Source organism: Comamonas testosteroni TK102, from assembly GCF_000739375.1.
GTDB classification, from domain to species: Bacteria; Pseudomonadota; Gammaproteobacteria; order Burkholderiales; family Burkholderiaceae_C; genus Comamonas; species Comamonas brasiliensis.
The window spans coordinates 5,315,665-5,332,906 of the sequence record NZ_CP006704.1; the positions used below are offsets into that span (position 1 = coordinate 5,315,665).

The window sequence follows — 17,242 nt, forward strand, 5'->3', positions numbered from 1 at the left end:
AGTGATGTGAACAGCTTGCCGGTTTCGGCGCGCTATTCCTTGTAGTAAACAATCTGGTGGCTGGTTGCCAGCATCTGGCCGGACTGGCTCCACAGCTGGGCCGTCTGGTCGAAAAAGCCGTTGCGAAACTCCTGCCCGCGCGCCTGCGCCAGCAGCAGTCCGTCGCCCGCTTCGGCCAGCTCCTCGCGTCCGGCATGGAAGTAGACCGTGATGGACACCGTGCCCGCCGGCACGCGCCTGGAGCGGCGCAGCCACGCCCGCGGAAAGAACACGTCGGAGACCGCAGCCAGCGACGCGAAATCCAGCGGACGCGGCGGATTGTCTCTCACCCAGAGCCGCGTCAGACTGTCGCGCTCGGCACCGTCCTCCTCGCGCGGCAGGATGCCGTCCACAAATCGCATCTCGTAGCGGGTCAGCCACTCGGAGGCCTTGAACAGCGGCGGCACGCGCGGTACCTCGGCAGCAGCCCGGACCTCGGGCATGGGCATATCGCTGACGCTCCAGGTCTGGCGGCGCACCGCCGTCACGGCCGTGGCCGTGGTCACGATCTGCGGCTGGCCTTCGGCATCGGGCTGGGTGATGGTCAGCAGCCAGTGCTGGGTGGAGCGGTTGGTACGCACCGGCCTGGCGTCGATCTCGAAAGCGCCCGGCCCCACGGCTGCCGCATAGTTGACGGTGATGGACAGCGGATCGCCCAGGCACTGCGGATGCTGCTGAATGGCCTGCACCAGGCTGGCCGCCGTGATACCGCCATAAGGGCCGACCATATTCCAGTAATCGGGCGAAGCCGTTCCCTGGTACTGATTGGGCACTCCCGTAGCGCTCAGCGCCACGGCACGATCAAAGGGGTGGGGGTCTGTGCTCATGATTGGCAGTGTTGTCCAAGGGCGGGAATGAAAGCCGTCAAACAGGTGACTCATGCGGCCCGAACAAGGGTTTGCCTGGGCCGCGATCACCGTTGCGCCAGCTCTGCAGCAAGGGCAGCAGGGGCTGCCACAGCAGCTCGCGCATCTCTTCCTTGAAATACCCCAGATGGCCTATGCGTCCGGCAGGAGCCAGTCCCGGGTCCACACGCTCCAGCGTGCTGGGCGCACTTTTGTACCAGTCCACCAGCGCTTGCACGCTGGCCAGCGACATCATTTCGTCGTCCTCGAAATACAGCGCATGCAAGGGGTAGTGGGCTGCTGCATAGGCCTCGGCCGCCCAGCGCCCCTCCACCCCCATGGCGTACAGAGGATTCAGGCACCAGCGACGCCATTGCCAGATCACGCCTGCCGGCAGATCGCCCACAATGCCCAGCTTGCGTCCGGGAAACGCGCCGTACAAAGCCGTGACCAGCGGGGCGACACCCCACCAGAACAGCCTGATCATGCGCCGGGTGGGCGCCGCGTTGTCGCGCCAGTAGCCGCTGCCGCTGCCCACGGACAGCAAGCCGTTGATGGGCAGGGGGATGGAAGCCAGCCCCGGCAGTTGCGAGCCCACGCTATGGCCGATCCAGATCAGCGGCTGCTCGGGAAACTGCTGCTTGAGCTGCGCTGCCACCAGCTCGCAGTCCCTGGCCCAGTCCAGCAAGTCGGCCCTGGCGTCGCGCAGCGGCACCTGCAGCGACAGGCCATGGCCACGGTAGTCGAAGGTGGTGACGCCATAGCCCTGCTCCGCGAGCCAGCGGGCAAAGGCCTGGTAATAGCTTTGCTGCACGCCCATGGCGCCAGCCACCACCACCTGCGCCAGCGGCGCTACCGCCCTGGGCTGACACTGGCGCAGCGCCAGATGGGCCGAACCCACGGAGATGGGCAAGGCCATCTCCGTCCATTGCACGGCAGCTTGCAGCGGAACTTGCACAGAGGCTTGCGACGGGTCGGTCTGCATGGCGGCTGTGGCGTTCAGACGCGCTCGAAGATGCCTGCCGCGCCCTGACCCATGCCCACGCACATGGTCACCATGCCGTACTTGAGCTGTTTGCGTTGCAGCGCATGCACCACGGTGGCGGCACGGATGGCACCGGTTGCCCCCAGGGGATGGCCCAGTGCAATCGCACCGCCCATGGGGTTGACCTTGCTCTGGTCCAGACCGAGGGTGTTGATGACGGCCAGGGACTGGGCCGCAAAAGCCTCGTTGAGCTCGAACCAGTCGATATCGTCCTGCTTGAGACCTGCGTAGCGCAGCGCGGCGGGAATGGCCTCGATGGGGCCAATGCCCATGATGGCGGGCGGCACGCCCTTGCTGGCATAGCTGACAAAGCGCGCCAGCGGCGTCAGGCCAAAGCGCTTGACGGCATCGCCGCTGGCAATGATCAACGCGCCCGCACCGTCGCTGGTCTGCGAGCTATTGCCCGCAGTGACCGTGCCGCGCGCTGCAAACACGGTGCGCAGCTTGGCCAGGCCTTCCAGGCTGGTATCGGGGCGCGGGCCTTCGTCCAGACTCACGGTGCGCGTGCTGGCCACGGTTTCGCCCGTGGCGATGTTCAGCGTACGGTCCGTGACTTCGATCGGCGTGATCTCGGCTGCGAACTCGCCGGCCTGCTGCGCGGCGATCGCGCGGCGGTGCGATTCGAGTGCAAACGCATCCTGCGCCTCTCGTGAGACCTTCCACTGCTGGGCCACCTTCTCTGCCGTCAGGCCCATGCCGTAGGCAATGCCCACATCGCCATCGCGCTCGAAGATGCTGGGCGAAAGACTGGGCGCATTGCCCATCATGGGCACCATGCTCATGCTCTCCACGCCCGCAGCAACCATCACATCGGCTTCACCGACGCGGATGCGGTCCGCTGCCATGGCCACGGCCGACAGACCGGAGGCGCAGAAACGGTTGACGGTGATGCCGCCGATGCTGGTGGGCAGTCCCGCCAGGACAGCACCGATACGCGCCACGTTCAGGCCCTGCTGGGCTTCGGGAATCGCACAACCGCAGACGATGTCCTCGATCGCCTTGGGGTCCAGGCCAGGTACCTGGGCCAGCGCCGCCTTGAGCGTGGTGGCCAGCAGATCGTCGGGACGGTAGTTGCGGAAAAAACCCTTGTGCGAGCGACCGATGGGCGTGCGCGTGGCAGCAACGATATAGGCGTCTTGTACTTGTTTCATGACCAAATTCCTTGGTTGTCTCTTAGCTCTTCAACCTGTGTGCAAGGCTTCAATTACTTCGCGGCGCATACCCGCAGCCAGCGAGCAAGGGCCGCCCCGCAGCGTTGCTGGCGTTTCCCTTCCCGCAAAGCGAGAGAAAGGGGAAGGCGCGCAGCGACTCAGGGGGATGCTCATATCGAATCAGTTGCGTACCGGCTTGCCGGTATTGAGCATGCCCAGAATGCGTTCATGGGTCTTGGGGTGAGCAATCAGATGACAGAAAGCCTTGCGCTCCAGGCTCATCAGATAGGCCTCATCCACCAGCGTGCCGGCATCGACATCGCCGCCGCAGACCACATTGGCGATCAGGCCCGCAATATGCTGGTCGAACTCGCTGATGAAGCCGCCGTCGCGCATATTCACCAGCGAACCCTTGATCGTGGCCTGGCCGCTGCGGCCCGCCACGGGGAAGCTGCGCTTGTGCGGCGCACGCCAGCCGCCGGCCGCCATGGCCTTGGCCTCGTTGATGGCCACGAACAGCACCTCGTCCTTGTGGGCCACGACGATGTCGCTGTCCAGCAGATAGCCGAGCTTGCGTGACTCCAGCGCGCTGGTGCCCACCTTGGCCATGGCCGCGGCCGTGAAGCCTTCGGTCAGGAAGGGCAGCAAATCCTTGCCGGTGCTGGTGGCGGCATTTTCGGCAGCGCGGCGCGCGATATAGGTCAGGCCGCCGGCGCCGGGCACCAGACCCACGCCGACTTCCACCAGACCGATATAGCTTTCCATATGGGCGACGCGACGCGCCGAGTACACCGCCATCTCGCAGCCACCGCCCAGCGCCAGTCCGTGAATGGCAGACACCACGGGCACCTGTGCGTAGCGCAGGCGCAGCATCAGATTCTGCAGCTCCTGCTCGATGCTCTCGATGGCGTCCGCTCCACCGATCACAAAGGCAGGCATGGTGGCCTCCAGGTCGGCGCCCACGCTGAAGGGCGCATCGCCGGACCAGATGACCATGCCGTCGAAGTCGCTTTCGGCCGTATCCACCGCCTCCATCAGACCTTCCATGACTTCGGGGCTGATGGCGTGCATCTTGTTCTTGATGCTGGCAATCAAGACCCGCTTACCGGAGGGGCTTTCATCCTCGTCCAGCGTCCAGGTGCGCAGCGCCCTGGTTTCGGCAATCGTCGTGCCAGCCGTCTGCCAGTCGGGCAGATCGGTTTCACCCAGCAGCTTCTCGGGGAACAACTGACGCTCGTACACCGGCAGCACACGGCGCGGCACGAACCTGTTCTGCGCAGGACTCCACGAGCCATTGCCGGTGTGCACTCCGCCGGCCTCGGCCACCGGACCTTCGAAGACCCATTGGGGCAGCGGCGCCTTGCACAGCGCCTTGCCGGCGTCGATGTCCTCCTGGACCATCTTGGCCACCTCCAGCCAGCCGGCTTCCTGCCACAGCTCGAACGGGCCCTGCTTCATGCCGAAGCCCCAGCGCATGGCCTGATCCACATCGCGTGCGCAGTCGGCAATGGATTGCAGATGCACGGCGGCATAGTGGAAGCTGTTGCGCAAAATGGCCCAGAGGAACTGGCCCTCCTTGCCCTCGGCATTGCGCAGCAGCTTCAGGCGCTCTGCAGCAGGCTTCTTGAGCATGCGGCCGTAAACCTCATCGGCCTTGCCGCCTGCGGGAATGTAGTCCTCGCTGTCGAGCTCGAACTGGAAGATGTCGCGGCCGACCTTTTTGTAGAAGCCCTTCTTGGTCTTCTGGCCCAGGTTGCCCAGCTCGATCAGCTTGGCCAGCACGGGCGGCGTGCCGAAGCTCCCATAGAAGGGATCGGTCTCCAGGCTCAGATTGTCCTGCAGGGTCTTGACGACATGGGCCATGGTGTCCAGGCCCACCACGTCTGCAGTGCGGAAGGTGCCCGAGGAAGCGCGACCCAGCTTCTTGCCCGTGAGGTCGTCCACCACGTCGAAGGACAGGCCGAAGTTCTCGACCTCCTTCATCGTGGACAGCATGCCGGCGATACCGATGCGGTTGGCGATGAAGTTGGGCGTGTCGTGCGCACGGACCACGCCCTTGCCCAGCGTGCTGGTGACAAAGGCTTCGAGCTGGTCCAGCACCTCGGCCTGCGTGGTGGGCGTGTTGATCAGCTCCACCAGCTGCATGTAGCGCGGCGGGTTGAAGAAGTGGATGCCGCAAAAGCGCGGCTTGATGGCGTCGGGCAAGGCCTCGGACAGCTTGGTGATCGACAGGCCCGAGGTATTGGACGCCAGCAGCGCATGCTTGGCGACGAAGGGCGCGATCTTGTGATACAGGTCCAGCTTCCAGTCCATGCGCTCGGCAATGGCCTCGATCACCAGATCGCAGCCCTTGAGCAGCTTCATATGCTCTTCGTAGTTGGCCGGCTGGATCAGCTCCACATCCTCGGCCACGCCGATCGGCGAAGGCTTGAGCTTCTTCAGATTGGCAATGGCACGCTCTGCAATGCCGCTCTTGGAGCCTTCCTTGGCGGGCAGGTCGAACAAAATGACCGGCACCTTGACGTTGACCAGATGGGCGGCGATCTGCGCACCCATCACGCCCGCGCCCAGCACAGCGACTTTTTTCACATTGAATCGGGACATGATTGCATTCATTTCAGTTATTCATAATGCGCACAGCGCATGAAACTGGCGCGCCCCAGGTCAGGGCAGCCGAGCAAGGGCCTGAGCCGGCCGCACCGCCCCGCAGCGAGGGCTGCACCCTCCACCAGCGCGTAGCGCGAAAGAGCAGGGCAAGCGTCCAGGTGCAGCGACTCAGGGGGCTTCATTTCAATTACTGAACGCGGATCCAGGTCTGGGTACGCCAGAAAGGACCAATGGAGCCACGCACTTCCAGCTTCTGGCCTTCGTCGATGGGCGTCAGGCGCACGGCATAGGTCTTGCCGTTTTCGGGATCGAGAATCCTGCCGCCTTCCCAGACCTCCCTGCCTTCGACCTTTTTGACGCCGCTGATCAGCGTCATGCCCACCACGGGCTTGTCCTTGAGCTCGTCCTTGCACTCGGTGCACAGTGCATTCGGGTCCGCGCCCTTGCGCAGCAGGGCCTCGACCTTGCCCGTGACCACGCCGCCGGCCTCGGAGATCTTCACCTGCGCCTTGGGCGTGTTTTCCTTTTCATCCATGCTGCGCCAGGTACCTACGGGCGACATCTGCGCCCAGGCGGCCGACAGGCTGCCCGCTACCAATACAAGAGCTGCTACCGCTTTTATCTTCTTCATTTCCGAGTCCTTCATATTCAAAACAAGGGATGAATAAGCGCATGCAGCTACTCTTTAAATAGCAAAAAAAACAGCACGCGCCTGCGGAACATCAGGCCAGGGCCGCGTCGGTGTCCATCAGCGAGTGGCTGCCGGCGCGAGCAGTGCGCATCAGCGTCGCCGTCTCGGGGAACAGCTTGGCGAAGTAAAAGCGCGCGGTCTGCAGCTTGCCCTGGTAGAAGGGATCTGCATTGCCGGCCGCGATCTCGCGCAGCGCCACCTGGGCCATGCGGGCAAACAGGTAGCCGAAGACCAGATGGCCGGCTACACGCAGATAGTCCACGGCGGCGGCGCCGACTTCGTCGGGGTTCTGCATGCCCTTGAAACCGATCTCGGTGGTGAACTTGGTCATCTGCTCGCCCAGCACGGCGATGGGCGTGATGAACTCGCTCATCTTCTCGTTGACGCCTTCTTCCTCCACCAGCTGGGCGATCAGCTTGCCGAACTTCTTGAGCGTCGCCCCCTGGTTGCCCAGGATCTTGCGGCCCAGCAGATCCAGCGCCTGGATGCCGTTCGTGCCTTCATAGATCATGTTGATGCGCGCATCGCGCACAAACTGCTCCATGCCCCATTCCTTGATGAAGCCGTGGCCGCCGAAGACCTGCTGGCTCAGCGTCGTCGCCGTCCAGCCGTTGTCGGTGATGAAGGCCTTGACGATGGGCGTCAGCAATGCCACCAGCTCGCCGCTGTCCTTGCGCACCTTCTCGTCGGGGTGGTGCAGCTCCTTGTCCAGCAGCAGACCGCAGAAGGTGGACAACGCGCGACCGCCTTCTGCATAGGCCTTGGCCGTGAGCAGCATGCGGCGCACATCGGGGTGGACGATGATGGGATCGGCCGGCTTGTCCTTGGCCTTCACGCCCGACAGGCTGCGCATCTGCAGGCGGTCCTTGGCATAGGCCAGCGCATTCTGGTAGGCCACTTCGGTCAGCCCCAGCGACTGGTTGCCCACGCCCAGGCGGGCCGCGTTCATCATCACGAACATGGCCTGCAGACCCTTGTTGGGCTCGCCCACCAGGGTACCGATGGCACCGTCGATATTGATCTGGGCTGTGGCATTGCCGTGAATGCCCATCTTGTGCTCCAGCGCACCGCAGAAGATGGGATTGCGCTCGCCCAGCGAGCCATCGGCATTCACCTTGAACTTGGGCACCACGAACAGGCTGATGCCCTTGGAGCCGGGGGGCGCATCGGGCAGACGCGCCAGCACCAGGTGCACGATATTGCTGGTGAAGTCATGCTCGCCGGCCGAGATGAAGATCTTGTTGCCGGTGATCTTGTAGCTGCCGTCTGCCTGAGGTTCGGCCTTGGTGCGCAACATGCCCAGGTCGGTGCCGCAATGGGGCTCGGTCAGGCACATGGTGCCGGTCCACTCGCCGCTGGTCAGCTTGCCCAGGTAGATCTTCTTCTGCTCCGGAGTGCCGTAGGCATGCAGGGCCTCATAGGCGCCATGCGACAGGCCCGGATACATGGTCCAGGCCTGGTTGGCGCTGTTGAGCATTTCATAGAGCGCCGAATTGAGCACGAAGGGCAGGCCCTGGCCGCCATATTCCGGATCGCAGGACAGAGCAGGCCAGCCGCCTTCGATGAACTGCGCATACGCCTGCTTGAAGCCCTTGGGCGTGGTGACCTCGTGGGTCTCCTTGTTCAGCGTGCAGCCCTCTTCATCGCCGGAGATATTCAAGGGGAACGCGACATTGGCCGCAAATTTGCCCGCCTCCTCGACCACCGCGTTGATGGTGTCGGCATCGACCTCCGCGTACTTGGGAATCTGCTGGTAGGTCTCGGTGACCTTGAAGACCTCGTGCATGAGGAATTGCATGTCACGCAGTGGCGGGTTGTAGCTGGGCATGGGTCGTCTCCTGTGAGGGTTGCGCGTTGAACGGTTTGCTTTTGGGTTGTGAACTGACGCGGGTTGCGGACGGCCTCAGGCGGCCGGCGGCTCGCTGGCATAGCGCGCCAGAATATTGTTGAAGCCTGCATGGGCCCGCTCGATCGAGCCTTCGCTGTGCAGAAAGCGGGCCTCGTAGTGCAGGGCCAGAATCAGGCCGTGAATCTCGAACAGCAACTGGCTGGCGTCCGCATCGGCACGCAGATCGCCGCATTCCTGGCTTTGCACGATGGTGCGGCGCATGGCGGCCAACCAGGTGCTGACGGACTCGGCCAGCGCATCGCGCACCGGCCCCGTACGATCATCGAACTCCACCGCCCCGCTGATATAGATGCAGCCGGAATCGATCTCCATGGAAGTGCGCTTCATCCAGTTGCCAAACAGCTCGCGCAGACGCGGAATGCCGCGTGGCGCCTCGATGGCTGGGTAGAAGACTTCCTGCTCGAAACGGTCGTGGTACTCGTGCACCACGGAAATCTGCAATTCCTCGCGCGAGCCGAAATGGGCAAACACGCCCGATTTGCTCATGCCCGTGAGCTCGGCAATCGCGCCAATGGACAGGCCTTCCAGCCCGATATGGGTTGCCAGATTGAGTGCCGCCTCCACAATCGTGGCCTTGGTCTGCTGCCCCTTGGCGAGCGAGCGGCCCGCAGACCGGACGGCGGCGGCCTCGACAGCCTTACTGGGGCTAACCGCAGCTTGCGCCGGGGCGTGCAGCTTGCGAGACTTTGCGCTGGTCTTCGCGGGCCCGGCCTCTCCGTGCTGCCCCGAACGGCCGGCCCTATGCGCCGCGTCCCTGGCTGCGGGAGAAGTGGAAGAACGGGAAACGGGAGACGAGGCCATGAAACTCTCAATAAAACGAACGTTCGTTCTATTTTGCACAGTTTCCAGCCCGTTTTGACTTCATCAAGGGTAAATACTTAGGCTTTTCTTGCTCGGTTTTTCACCGGCTCTGTCTGCTCGATAGCCATAAAAAACGCCGCCAGTCCGGGGACTGCGGCGTTCTTGAAAAAGTGTCCGGGAAGGGACTCAGACCACCACCATCATGGCCAGGCTGGCATCCAAATGCTCGGTAGGCAGACGGCGAAAGCCCGAGCGGGCATAGCGCTGCAGACGGCCCAGCGCAAATGAAGTCAGCACACTGGCCGCGACCGATGCCTCGGCCGTCGGCGCAGCAGAACCCATGGCGCCGGCCGCGGGACGCAGGCATTGACGCAAGGTGGACTCGATGCGGTCGAAGAACTGGTTCATGCGGGTCTGCAGACGTTCGCGCTCGAAAACAATGGCGTCGCCGACCATCACGCGCACCATGCCGGGATTCTTTTCACCGAACTGCAGCAGCAATGCCACCACGCGGTTGGCATTGCGCACGCCCGTGATCGGGTCATGCGCAGCCTCGGGCACATCACGGCCCACGATCTGCTGCACCAGCGTGAAGACGGACTGTTCGATGAACTCGATCAGACCTTCGAACATCTGGGCCTTGCTGGCGAAGTGACGGTACAGCGCTGCCTCGCTCACGCTCAAATGGGCTGCCAGGGCCGCCGTGGTAATGCGATCGGCACCCGGCTTTTCCAGCATGGAGGCCAGTGCCTGCAGGATTTGCTCGCGGCGTTCGCCGGGCTTGGGACGCTTGCGCGCGGGAGCCATGGCGGGAGCGGCAGGACTGTCCTCCGCGGGATTTTCAATATTGGAAACAGGCGACAGGACTTCAGACTCAGACATAGGCGACTCAGTATTTATTAGCAATTTTCTCACAGCCAGTTGCACTGTTAAGCACACGACTATCCTTACCGGTAGGCGTCAGGTGCGTCAAACCAACCTTAATAAACAGCAGGCTTGCGGTCTCCACCCCAACTTTCACCCCCGCTCTCACCAACACGCAAGCGTAACCGAGAAATTAACCTTTGAGAGCTTCAGATACCGCATGAATGCCTTCTGAAACTGATTGAACCGGAATTTCAAGTCTTACTAATAAGCCTTTACCGAAACTTCCATCTGCAAAACTCAGTACACCTTGATGCAATTGCGTTATTTCGTCCGCAATTGCGAGGCCCAAACCGGTTCCCTCTTCGACCACGCCCTGAGCGCGATAAAAGCGCTGGGTAATCTGGCTACGCTCTTCCTCGGGCACGCCGGGTCCGTCATCGTCTACCTCGACAAAAGCCCATTGCTGCACGCCCGCCATCTGCAGCAGGGTGGCGTCGTCCGTGCCCACGGGCCGCGAGCGCAGACCGCAGCGCAAGGTGACGCTGCCGCCTCGGGGCGTGTATTTGATGGCGTTCTCCACCAGGTTGGAAACCAGTTCGCGCAACAACCAGCTATGGCCCCAGACCGATGCCGGCTCGACCTCCAGACCGAAGTCCAGCTCCTTGATCGACGCGCGATCGATAAAGGTCTCGAGCATGCTCTCGCACAGTTCCTTGAGATCCACCTCCTGCAGCGGCTGCACCTCGGCATTGCGCGCATCGGCACGCGACAGGGCCAGCAACTGACGCGCCAGCTGCGAGGTGCGCCGCGTTGCATCACGCAATTGCTCGATCTGCTCCACCGTGAGCACGACCTGTGCCGGCTCCCCGGTCCGCTTGGCCAGGCGTCTGGCCTCCTGCCCGCTCAGGGCCCAGGCTTCCACCTGGGTCTGCAGGGCCGCCAGCGGCGTGCGCAGCTGATGAGCCGCATCGGCGACGAAACGGCGCTGGCCCTCGGCCTGCGCATTGACCAGCGAGAACAGACGATTGAGCGAGCGCACCAGGGGCCGCACCTCGGCCGGCGAAGTCTGCTCGTCAATCGGGCTCAGATCGCGCGGCGAGCGGCGCTCCACCGCCTGGGTCAGCTTGTGCAGCGGCTTGAAGGCCCGGCTCACCGACCAGTAAATGGCCACGGCCGCGCCGGCGATCAGCAGCAGATTGGGCAGCAGCACATGCATCAGCAGCTGGCGCACCCATTGCTGGCGCACATCGCTGCTGTCAGCCAGCATGACGACCATTTCGCCGGCGCCATAGGTTTCGGCCTTGAGCACGGCAACGCGATAGGTCACCCCGTCATGCTCCTGGCTATGGAATTCCGCCGTGCCGGTCGCCGGCACATCGAAGCTGATCCAGGCATCCCCGGCCACCACGTTGCCTTGCAGATCGCCCACGGCATAGCCGGCTTCGTCGCCCTGATTGCGCAAAAAATCTTCGACACTGGGCGTCAGCGACACCAGCGGCGGCGTGCCGTCCGCAATCGAAGGCGCGAGCACCGAGTCGGCCAGGGCCGGCAGCAGGCGCAGCAAACGCTGGTCATGCTGGGTGGACGCCTCGTCCGCGGCGCTGTAGCTGAACCAGCCGCCCATGGCCGCCAGCAGCATCAGCGGCACCAAAAGCAGAACCAGCAGCCGAAAACGCAAATTGGCGGTCATTAATGCTTATTTAATGAAACTTTGAGTATTCCATTTTCATAGCTGCAAGCGCTTCATTAATAACCAGTTCAGCTATATAAATAACCAAATCCCATATCAATCGGGCGCAAGCAGCTATCAAATAGAGAATCAAACGGATTCGGGCATCAGCTCCAGCCGATAACCGAAGCCGCGAATGGAACGCAGGGCCACGCCATGCGGCTCCAGTTTGCTGCGCAGGCGGGACACATAAACTTCCACGGCATTCGGCGTGATTTCACGGTCCCAGCCGGTCAGGGCCTGCAGCAGCTTTTCCTTGCTGGCGGGCTTGGGAGCATTGAGCAGCAGATACTCCAGCACCGTCCATTCACGCGGCCCCAGATCGATGGGCAGCAGGCGACCTTCGGTTTCGCCTTCCTGAGGCAGCTGGCGTGCGCCGGCGCGACGGCCCGCCGTATCCAGTTCGATGCAGCCGAAGTTCAGCACCGCCGAAGTCGCCGCCTGGGAGCGGCGCATCAGCGCACGCAGGCGCGCCAGCAACTCGGGCAGCTCGAAAGGCTTGACCATATAGTCGTCGGCGCCCCAGTCCAGGCCCTGCACCCGATCCTGCAACGCATCGCGCGCCGTGAGGATCAGCACCGGCATGGCCTTGCTCTCCACATCGCTGCTGCGCAGGCGCCGCGTCAGCTCCAGGCCATTGATGCCCGGCAGGCCGATATCGATCACCGCCACGTCAAACGCTTCCTGGGCCAGCACCTCCAACGCGCGCTCGGCACTGCCCACCCAATCCACTGCATAACCGGCATCGGAAAGACCCAGCTTGATACCGCTGGCCACCATCACATCATCTTCCACCAGAAGCAAACGCATAAAGTCCTACCTCGCTCAAAAACAAAAGCCGCCCAAAGGCGGCTTGCGGCAGAGTCCCGGGCACGGCTCCGCCCGGGAAAGCCCTGCAGCGATGTTAACGCCTTCTGCGAAAAGTCAGCCGGCAAGCACAAGCACATGTCAGGGCCAGACAGGCTCGTCAATGGCTGCGAATCATCGTGCCATACGCCTGGTCGGTCAGGATTTCCAGCAGCATGGAGTGCGGCACGCGTCCATCGATGATGTGCACCGCATTCACGCCGGCCTTGGCAGCGTCCAGGGCGCCGGCAATCTTGGGCAGCATTCCGCCGGAAATCGTGCCGTCGGCAAACAGACCATCGATCTCGCGCGCTGTCAGATCCGTCAGCAGATTGCCCGCCTTGTCCAGCACACCCGGAGTGTTGGTTAAAAGCACCAGCTTTTCAGCTTGCAACACTGTTGCGAGTTTGCTTGCAACCACGTCAGCGTTGATGTTGTAACTTTCGTTCTCTTCACCAAAACCGATAGGGCTGATCACCGGAATGAACGCATCGTCCTGCAGCGCCTTCACCACGCTGGGGTCAATCGCAACGATATCGCCCACCTGACCCACATCGTGCTCGATGCTTGGATCCTTGTTGTCCAGCATCTTGAGCTTCTTGGCACGAATCAAGCCGCCATCACGCCCCGTCAGGCCCACGGCCTTGCCACCCGCCTGATGGATCAGACCCACGATGTCCTGCTGAACCTCGCCGGCCAGCACCCACTCCACCACTTCCATGGTTTCTTCATCCGTGACACGCATGCCCTGAATGAATTCACCCTTCTTGCCAAGACGGCCCAGCGCCGCCTCGATCTGAGGTCCACCACCATGAACCACCACAGGGTTAATCCCCACCAGCTTGAGCAACACCACATCTTCCGCAAAGTCGGCCTGCAAGGCAGGATCGGTCATCGCGTTCCCGCCATACTTGATGACCATGGTCTTGCCATGGAACTTGCGGATGTAGGGCAGCGCTTGCGCCAGGATTTCAGCTTTGTCGCGGGGTGCGATCTGGGTGGTGGTGTCAATGGTGGTCATAGATCAAGGCTCTGTCCCGTGGGACAATGTTCAAGTCAGATGGGCTGCATTGTGCCGCAAATGCTCTTGGAGACGAGCAAGATGCCAACTTCCCCGAGTCAGCTACCCTCTCGATATAAAACTTAAAACGATTCCACATCCACTCACTCCATGAATTCGATTATTTTCTCTGTTCAAGAGTTATTCAGGTATGACGCGTTTCTTGCAGGTTTGGCTTCGTTTATTACTTGCGTGTTGCTGGTTACCACCAAGAAATGGCATGGCAGTCTGTCAATGGACACCACAGACGGCTTGCAAAAATTCCATACCAACCCTACACCTCGAATTGGCGGTATCGCAATTGCCATTGGAGTATTCGTAGGCTATGCAGCCTCCAGTCATGGAGAAGCGGCCGCCGAAAAACGCGCCATTCTCGGCTCCATCCTGCTTGCAGGCATACCGGCCTTTGTTTTCGGCCTCATGGAAGACGTCACAAAGAAAGTCTCGGTCAAGGTGCGACTGCTCGCCACCATGGCCTCCGGTGTGCTGGGATGGGGTATTACAGGCACCTCTCTGACACACGTCGATATCTGGGGTATGGACTGGCTTTTGGGCTTCACCCTAATTTCCGTTATATTCACGGCCTTTGCTGTAGGTGGAGTGGCCAATGCCATCAATATCATCGACGGCTTCAATGGTCTGACGGCAGGCACGGCCATCATCATGCTCGCGGCTTTTGGCTTTATTGCACGCCAGGTCGGTGATATTCCATTGGCCTTCACCTGCCTCATCATTGCAGGCGCAGTCGCGGGATTCTTCGCGGTTAACTGGCCTGCAGGTAAGATTTTTCTGGGCGATGGCGGGGCCTACTTTCTGGGTTTCATGCTGGCATGGATTTCGGTTTTACTACCCGAGCGCAATGCCTCAGTTTCACCGTGGACCAGTCTGTTGATCTGCTCCTACCCCATTATTGAAGTTGGTTTCAGCTTTGTGAGAAAAACGATTCGAGAAGGCTACCACCCAAGCCAGCCCGATGGCGTACATCTGCACATGCTGGCTAATAAGCGCTGGGCCAAGAAAGTGTTTTCCGGCTTTTCCAAACCAATACAGAATGGCTTGACATCGCCTTTCCTTTGGATGTATGCGGCTGTGCCTTGTCTTATGGCAGTATTCACCTACCAGAACAAATGGCTGACAGGCGGCTGCTTTGTCATCAGCGTAGTGTGCTACCTAACGTTTTATAGCAAGCTGGCATATTTTCGTTGGATTCCTCCAAGATAGGACGGTATTTGGGGTCGATCTGACGTATGTGAGTCGGCGTTGTTGCATAAATCACCGGTCAGCCTCTGGTAGCCTCGGACAATGAGTCAGTCCCTGCAGCCCAAGCCCCGCTAGCGCACCACCAACTAGAAGCAATACAACGCAGCGCTCAAAGCGCGAGGCTCTCTGACCATCTGGCTGGATAAGAACATGTCCTGGTTTGCCGCTGCCAGTGGCAAACGCGGGCGCGGCCCGCATTTCTCCGATTCCGCCATCCAGTTTTGCCTGACCACCGAGAACCTGTGTATTGACCCAGCAGAACCTGCACAGGTCAGGCCGCTAATGCGAATGCCTCAGCGGGTGTTCTCATGTTCAACGCCTGATGCGGGCGTCGGTGGTTGTAGAAGTGGATCCAGTCCCCGATCAGGCGACTGGCATGCTGCAGCGATTCGAAGCGATGCCGATGCACGCATTGCTCCTTGAGCGTACGGATCACCCTCTCGACCACGCCGTTCTGCTCGGGGCTGTGTGGCGTGATGAACTCCTGGCGCAGCCCATAGCTTCTGACCAGCGAGGTGAAGCTGCGGCTGGTGAAGACCAGGCCATTGTCTGAACGCAGCAGGAACGGCTCAGATACTCGGCCCAGCGTGCCGAAGCGCGCGATCAGGGCCTGCTCCAGTGCTGACTCCGCCGTCTTCGATTTCCCACTGCGCGACAGGTGCCAGCCCAGCAGTTCCCGGCTATGGCAATCGATCACAAGGGCCATCGTCGTCCAGCCATCACGCCCGGCCCAGACCCGGCACATATCCGTGGCCCAGCGCTCGTTGGGCGCCTTGGCCACCGAGGGCAGCGACTGGATCCGCGGCCTGAAGCCCACCGGGCGCTTGCGCACCTGCCAGCCCTTGAGCTGGAAGATGCGCTGCACCGTGTTCTTGCTGAACCCCAGCAGGTGCGCCACGGTTCGGTACCCGAAGGACGGGTTCTCCTCGATCATGGCCTTGATCGGGGCCACGAAGTGCCCCTGCAGCGTGGGGGCAGCCTTCACCGGCCGGTAGTACACGCTGCGCCGCGGCACCTCGAACCACCGGCACAGCTTGCTGATCGAGACGGTGATGCCGTCGGCCTGCAGTCCCTGGCGGATCGTCTCGATCACTTCTCGTCCTCGCCCAGCAGGGACTGCAATTTTTTTCTTGCGCGCAACTCCAGCATCGCCTCGCCGTAGGCCTCCTGCAACTCCTTCAGCTGGCGCTCGTACTGCTCGCGCACATCCTGCGGGTTGGCCTTCAGCGCATTCTCCATGCCCTTGCGGCCATCTTCCACCCAGCCCTCAATCTCCGACGGCGGCAGGTCATAGGTTCGACTGGCCTCCGACACGCTGGTCTTGCCCTGGATGATCTCCAGGATCAGTGCCGTCTTGCGCTTTGCGGTCCAGCGTTTGATCTCTTCTTCCATCAATGTGCTCATGGTGTCTTTCTCTCGACGGTAACACCTGAGCAGGTTTTCACTGGGTCAATACACAGATGCGCTCGAAGATGTGACACGATGCATGTGTCGATGACGCCGCCTCTGAAGCGTTCTTGTCCCGTAGATGCCATGCCGTTGACCGTCAGAACGGTATGTATGCGGTACGGGAAGGCCACAGGCCCCTGCCGAAGGAACTGCGCTGCGTTGGCTTTCGTGGCCCTGTCAAAGAACGCAACATGCGTGAATTTTGTGATGCGGTCTATGGCGACGAGCATGCGCTGTCTGCCGCTGGAGACCTTCATTTCGGCGCTGTCGATGTGCACGAAGCCCAGCGTCGTTTCTTCAAACTTTCCGTGCCTTCGTGGCAACTGCGTTGCGGGCTGTCGACTGATTCCGTGACGCTGCAGGCATCGATGCAAGGCGGCTGTCTCCAGGATCTGCCCCATGAGATCGTCCAGCGACAGATGCCCTTGCTTGCGTAATGCAATCGCCAGGTGTTCTTGCTCCTGGGAAAGATGCTGTCTCGCTGTGTCCCGAGGACCCATGGGCTCATCGAGCACCGAGGTGCGCGCACGCCACTTGGCCACGGTCTTGGGGTTGAGGCCATAGAGCTTGGCCAAGGACCGATGGGATCCGGTCGCTCGCTGGAGTTCTGCGCGGATACGCGGCGTTGTGCGGGCGCTGCCATGCCGGCGGGTTGCCATAGTGCTTTCTCCTGTTCCAGGCTGAAGAATGCACCATGACTTCCTGGGACCGTACATCTAAGCGCCTGGGCGAGCGGATCAGGTCTAGAACCTTCGAGCACCAGGCCAACGAACTGCACATCGGAGCCGCCATTCTCAATCGCTTCACTGAACTGGGCTGTCCGCAAACGGTGGCTGTGGCATAGCCATGTTTGGGGGTTGGGGGAGGTCTGACCTGAGGCTGATTTATGCAACAGCGCCAGTCTTTATAGAAAGAGTCATTGAAACAAGAAAGAAGCAGGTGA

General features: G+C 61.6%; 14 protein-coding genes and 3 pseudogenes. 3 read left to right on the plus strand and 14 right to left on the minus strand.

Annotation, left to right across the window (positions count from 1 at the left end; genetic code table 11):
• Positions 1-32: 32 nt before the first annotated feature.
• The 11 genes from O987_RS24080 to argB form a co-directional block, all read right to left on the minus strand.
• On the minus strand, positions 33-866 hold the full coding sequence (locus O987_RS24080; RefSeq protein WP_043375243.1) for an acyl-CoA thioesterase: 834 nt from the start codon (positions 864-866) through the stop codon (positions 33-35).
• A 37-nt stretch (positions 867-903) separates the two neighbouring features.
• A complete protein-coding gene (locus O987_RS24085) occupies positions 904-1,869 on the minus strand; it encodes an alpha/beta fold hydrolase (RefSeq protein ID WP_003051069.1) in 966 nt (321 codons plus the stop codon).
• Between the two features lie 14 nt (positions 1,870-1,883).
• Entirely contained in the window at positions 1,884-3,080 is a 1,197-nt protein-coding gene (locus tag O987_RS24090; RefSeq protein WP_003051067.1) for an acetyl-CoA C-acyltransferase, read from the minus strand.
• A gap of 180 nt (positions 3,081-3,260) precedes the next feature.
• Positions 3,261-5,684 carry a 3-hydroxyacyl-CoA dehydrogenase/enoyl-CoA hydratase family protein gene (locus O987_RS24095; protein WP_043376937.1) on the minus strand — a complete coding sequence of 808 codons (2,424 nt, stop codon included), beginning with the start codon at positions 5,682-5,684 and terminating at the stop codon, positions 3,261-3,263.
• 190 nt (positions 5,685-5,874) lie between these two features.
• Positions 5,875-6,318, minus strand: a complete 444-nt coding sequence (locus O987_RS24100; RefSeq protein WP_003051064.1) for a DUF2147 domain-containing protein — start codon at positions 6,316-6,318, stop codon at positions 5,875-5,877.
• Positions 6,319-6,409: 91 nt separating this feature from the next.
• Positions 6,410-8,206, minus strand: a complete 1,797-nt coding sequence (locus O987_RS24105; RefSeq protein ID WP_003051062.1) for an acyl-CoA dehydrogenase C-terminal domain-containing protein — start codon at positions 8,204-8,206, stop codon at positions 6,410-6,412.
• A 75-nt stretch (positions 8,207-8,281) separates the two neighbouring features.
• The gene (locus O987_RS24110; protein WP_043375246.1) at positions 8,282-9,088 is read right to left on the minus strand and encodes a TetR/AcrR family transcriptional regulator; all 807 of its coding nucleotides are present in this window, start codon (positions 9,086-9,088) and stop codon (positions 8,282-8,284) included.
• Between the two features lie 186 nt (positions 9,089-9,274).
• Positions 9,275-9,970, minus strand: coding sequence for a nucleoid occlusion factor SlmA (slmA, locus tag O987_RS24115; RefSeq protein WP_043375250.1), 696 nt, complete (start codon positions 9,968-9,970; stop codon positions 9,275-9,277).
• A gap of 175 nt (positions 9,971-10,145) precedes the next feature.
• Positions 10,146-11,645 carry a sensor histidine kinase gene (locus O987_RS24120; RefSeq protein ID WP_043375252.1) on the minus strand — a complete coding sequence of 500 codons (1,500 nt, stop codon included), beginning with the start codon at positions 11,643-11,645 and terminating at the stop codon, positions 10,146-10,148.
• A gap of 129 nt (positions 11,646-11,774) precedes the next feature.
• Positions 11,775-12,494 (minus strand): response regulator transcription factor, encoded by a 720-nt coding sequence (locus O987_RS24125; protein WP_003051054.1) that lies wholly within the window; start codon positions 12,492-12,494, stop codon positions 11,775-11,777.
• Between the two features lie 157 nt (positions 12,495-12,651).
• A complete protein-coding gene (argB, locus tag O987_RS24130) occupies positions 12,652-13,551 on the minus strand; it encodes an acetylglutamate kinase (RefSeq protein WP_043006795.1) in 900 nt (299 codons plus the stop codon).
• Positions 13,552-13,701: 150 nt separating this feature from the next.
• Between argB and O987_RS24135 the strand changes: the two genes are divergently transcribed.
• Together O987_RS24135 and O987_RS28985 are read left to right on the plus strand one after the other, a co-directional pair.
• On the plus strand, positions 13,702-14,811 hold the full coding sequence (locus O987_RS24135; protein WP_051962253.1) for an MraY family glycosyltransferase: 1,110 nt from the start codon (positions 13,702-13,704) through the stop codon (positions 14,809-14,811).
• Positions 14,812-14,892: 81 nt separating this feature from the next.
• Positions 14,893-15,093 (plus strand): annotated as a pseudogene (locus O987_RS28985) (transposase); the annotation flags it as partial.
• Between the two features lie 28 nt (positions 15,094-15,121).
• Here the strand turns inward: O987_RS28985 and O987_RS24140 are convergent.
• From O987_RS24140 to O987_RS24150, 3 genes and pseudogenes are all read right to left on the minus strand, one after another.
• Positions 15,122-15,943 carry an IS3 family transposase gene (locus O987_RS24140; protein WP_043375256.1) on the minus strand — a complete coding sequence of 274 codons (822 nt, stop codon included), beginning with the start codon at positions 15,941-15,943 and terminating at the stop codon, positions 15,122-15,124.
• Positions 15,940-16,254 carry a DUF1153 domain-containing protein gene (locus O987_RS24145; protein WP_043373207.1) on the minus strand — a complete coding sequence of 105 codons (315 nt, stop codon included), beginning with the start codon at positions 16,252-16,254 and terminating at the stop codon, positions 15,940-15,942. Before O987_RS24145 ends, O987_RS24140 begins: the two co-directional genes overlap by 4 nt.
• Positions 16,255-16,306: 52 nt before the next feature.
• Positions 16,307-16,958 (minus strand): annotated as a pseudogene (locus O987_RS24150) (integrase); the annotation flags it as partial.
• A gap of 59 nt (positions 16,959-17,017) precedes the next feature.
• Between O987_RS24150 and O987_RS28990 the strand changes: the two are divergent.
• Positions 17,018-17,143, plus strand: a pseudogene (locus O987_RS28990) (IS5/IS1182 family transposase); the annotation flags it as partial.
• Positions 17,144-17,242: the final 99 nt, after the last annotated feature.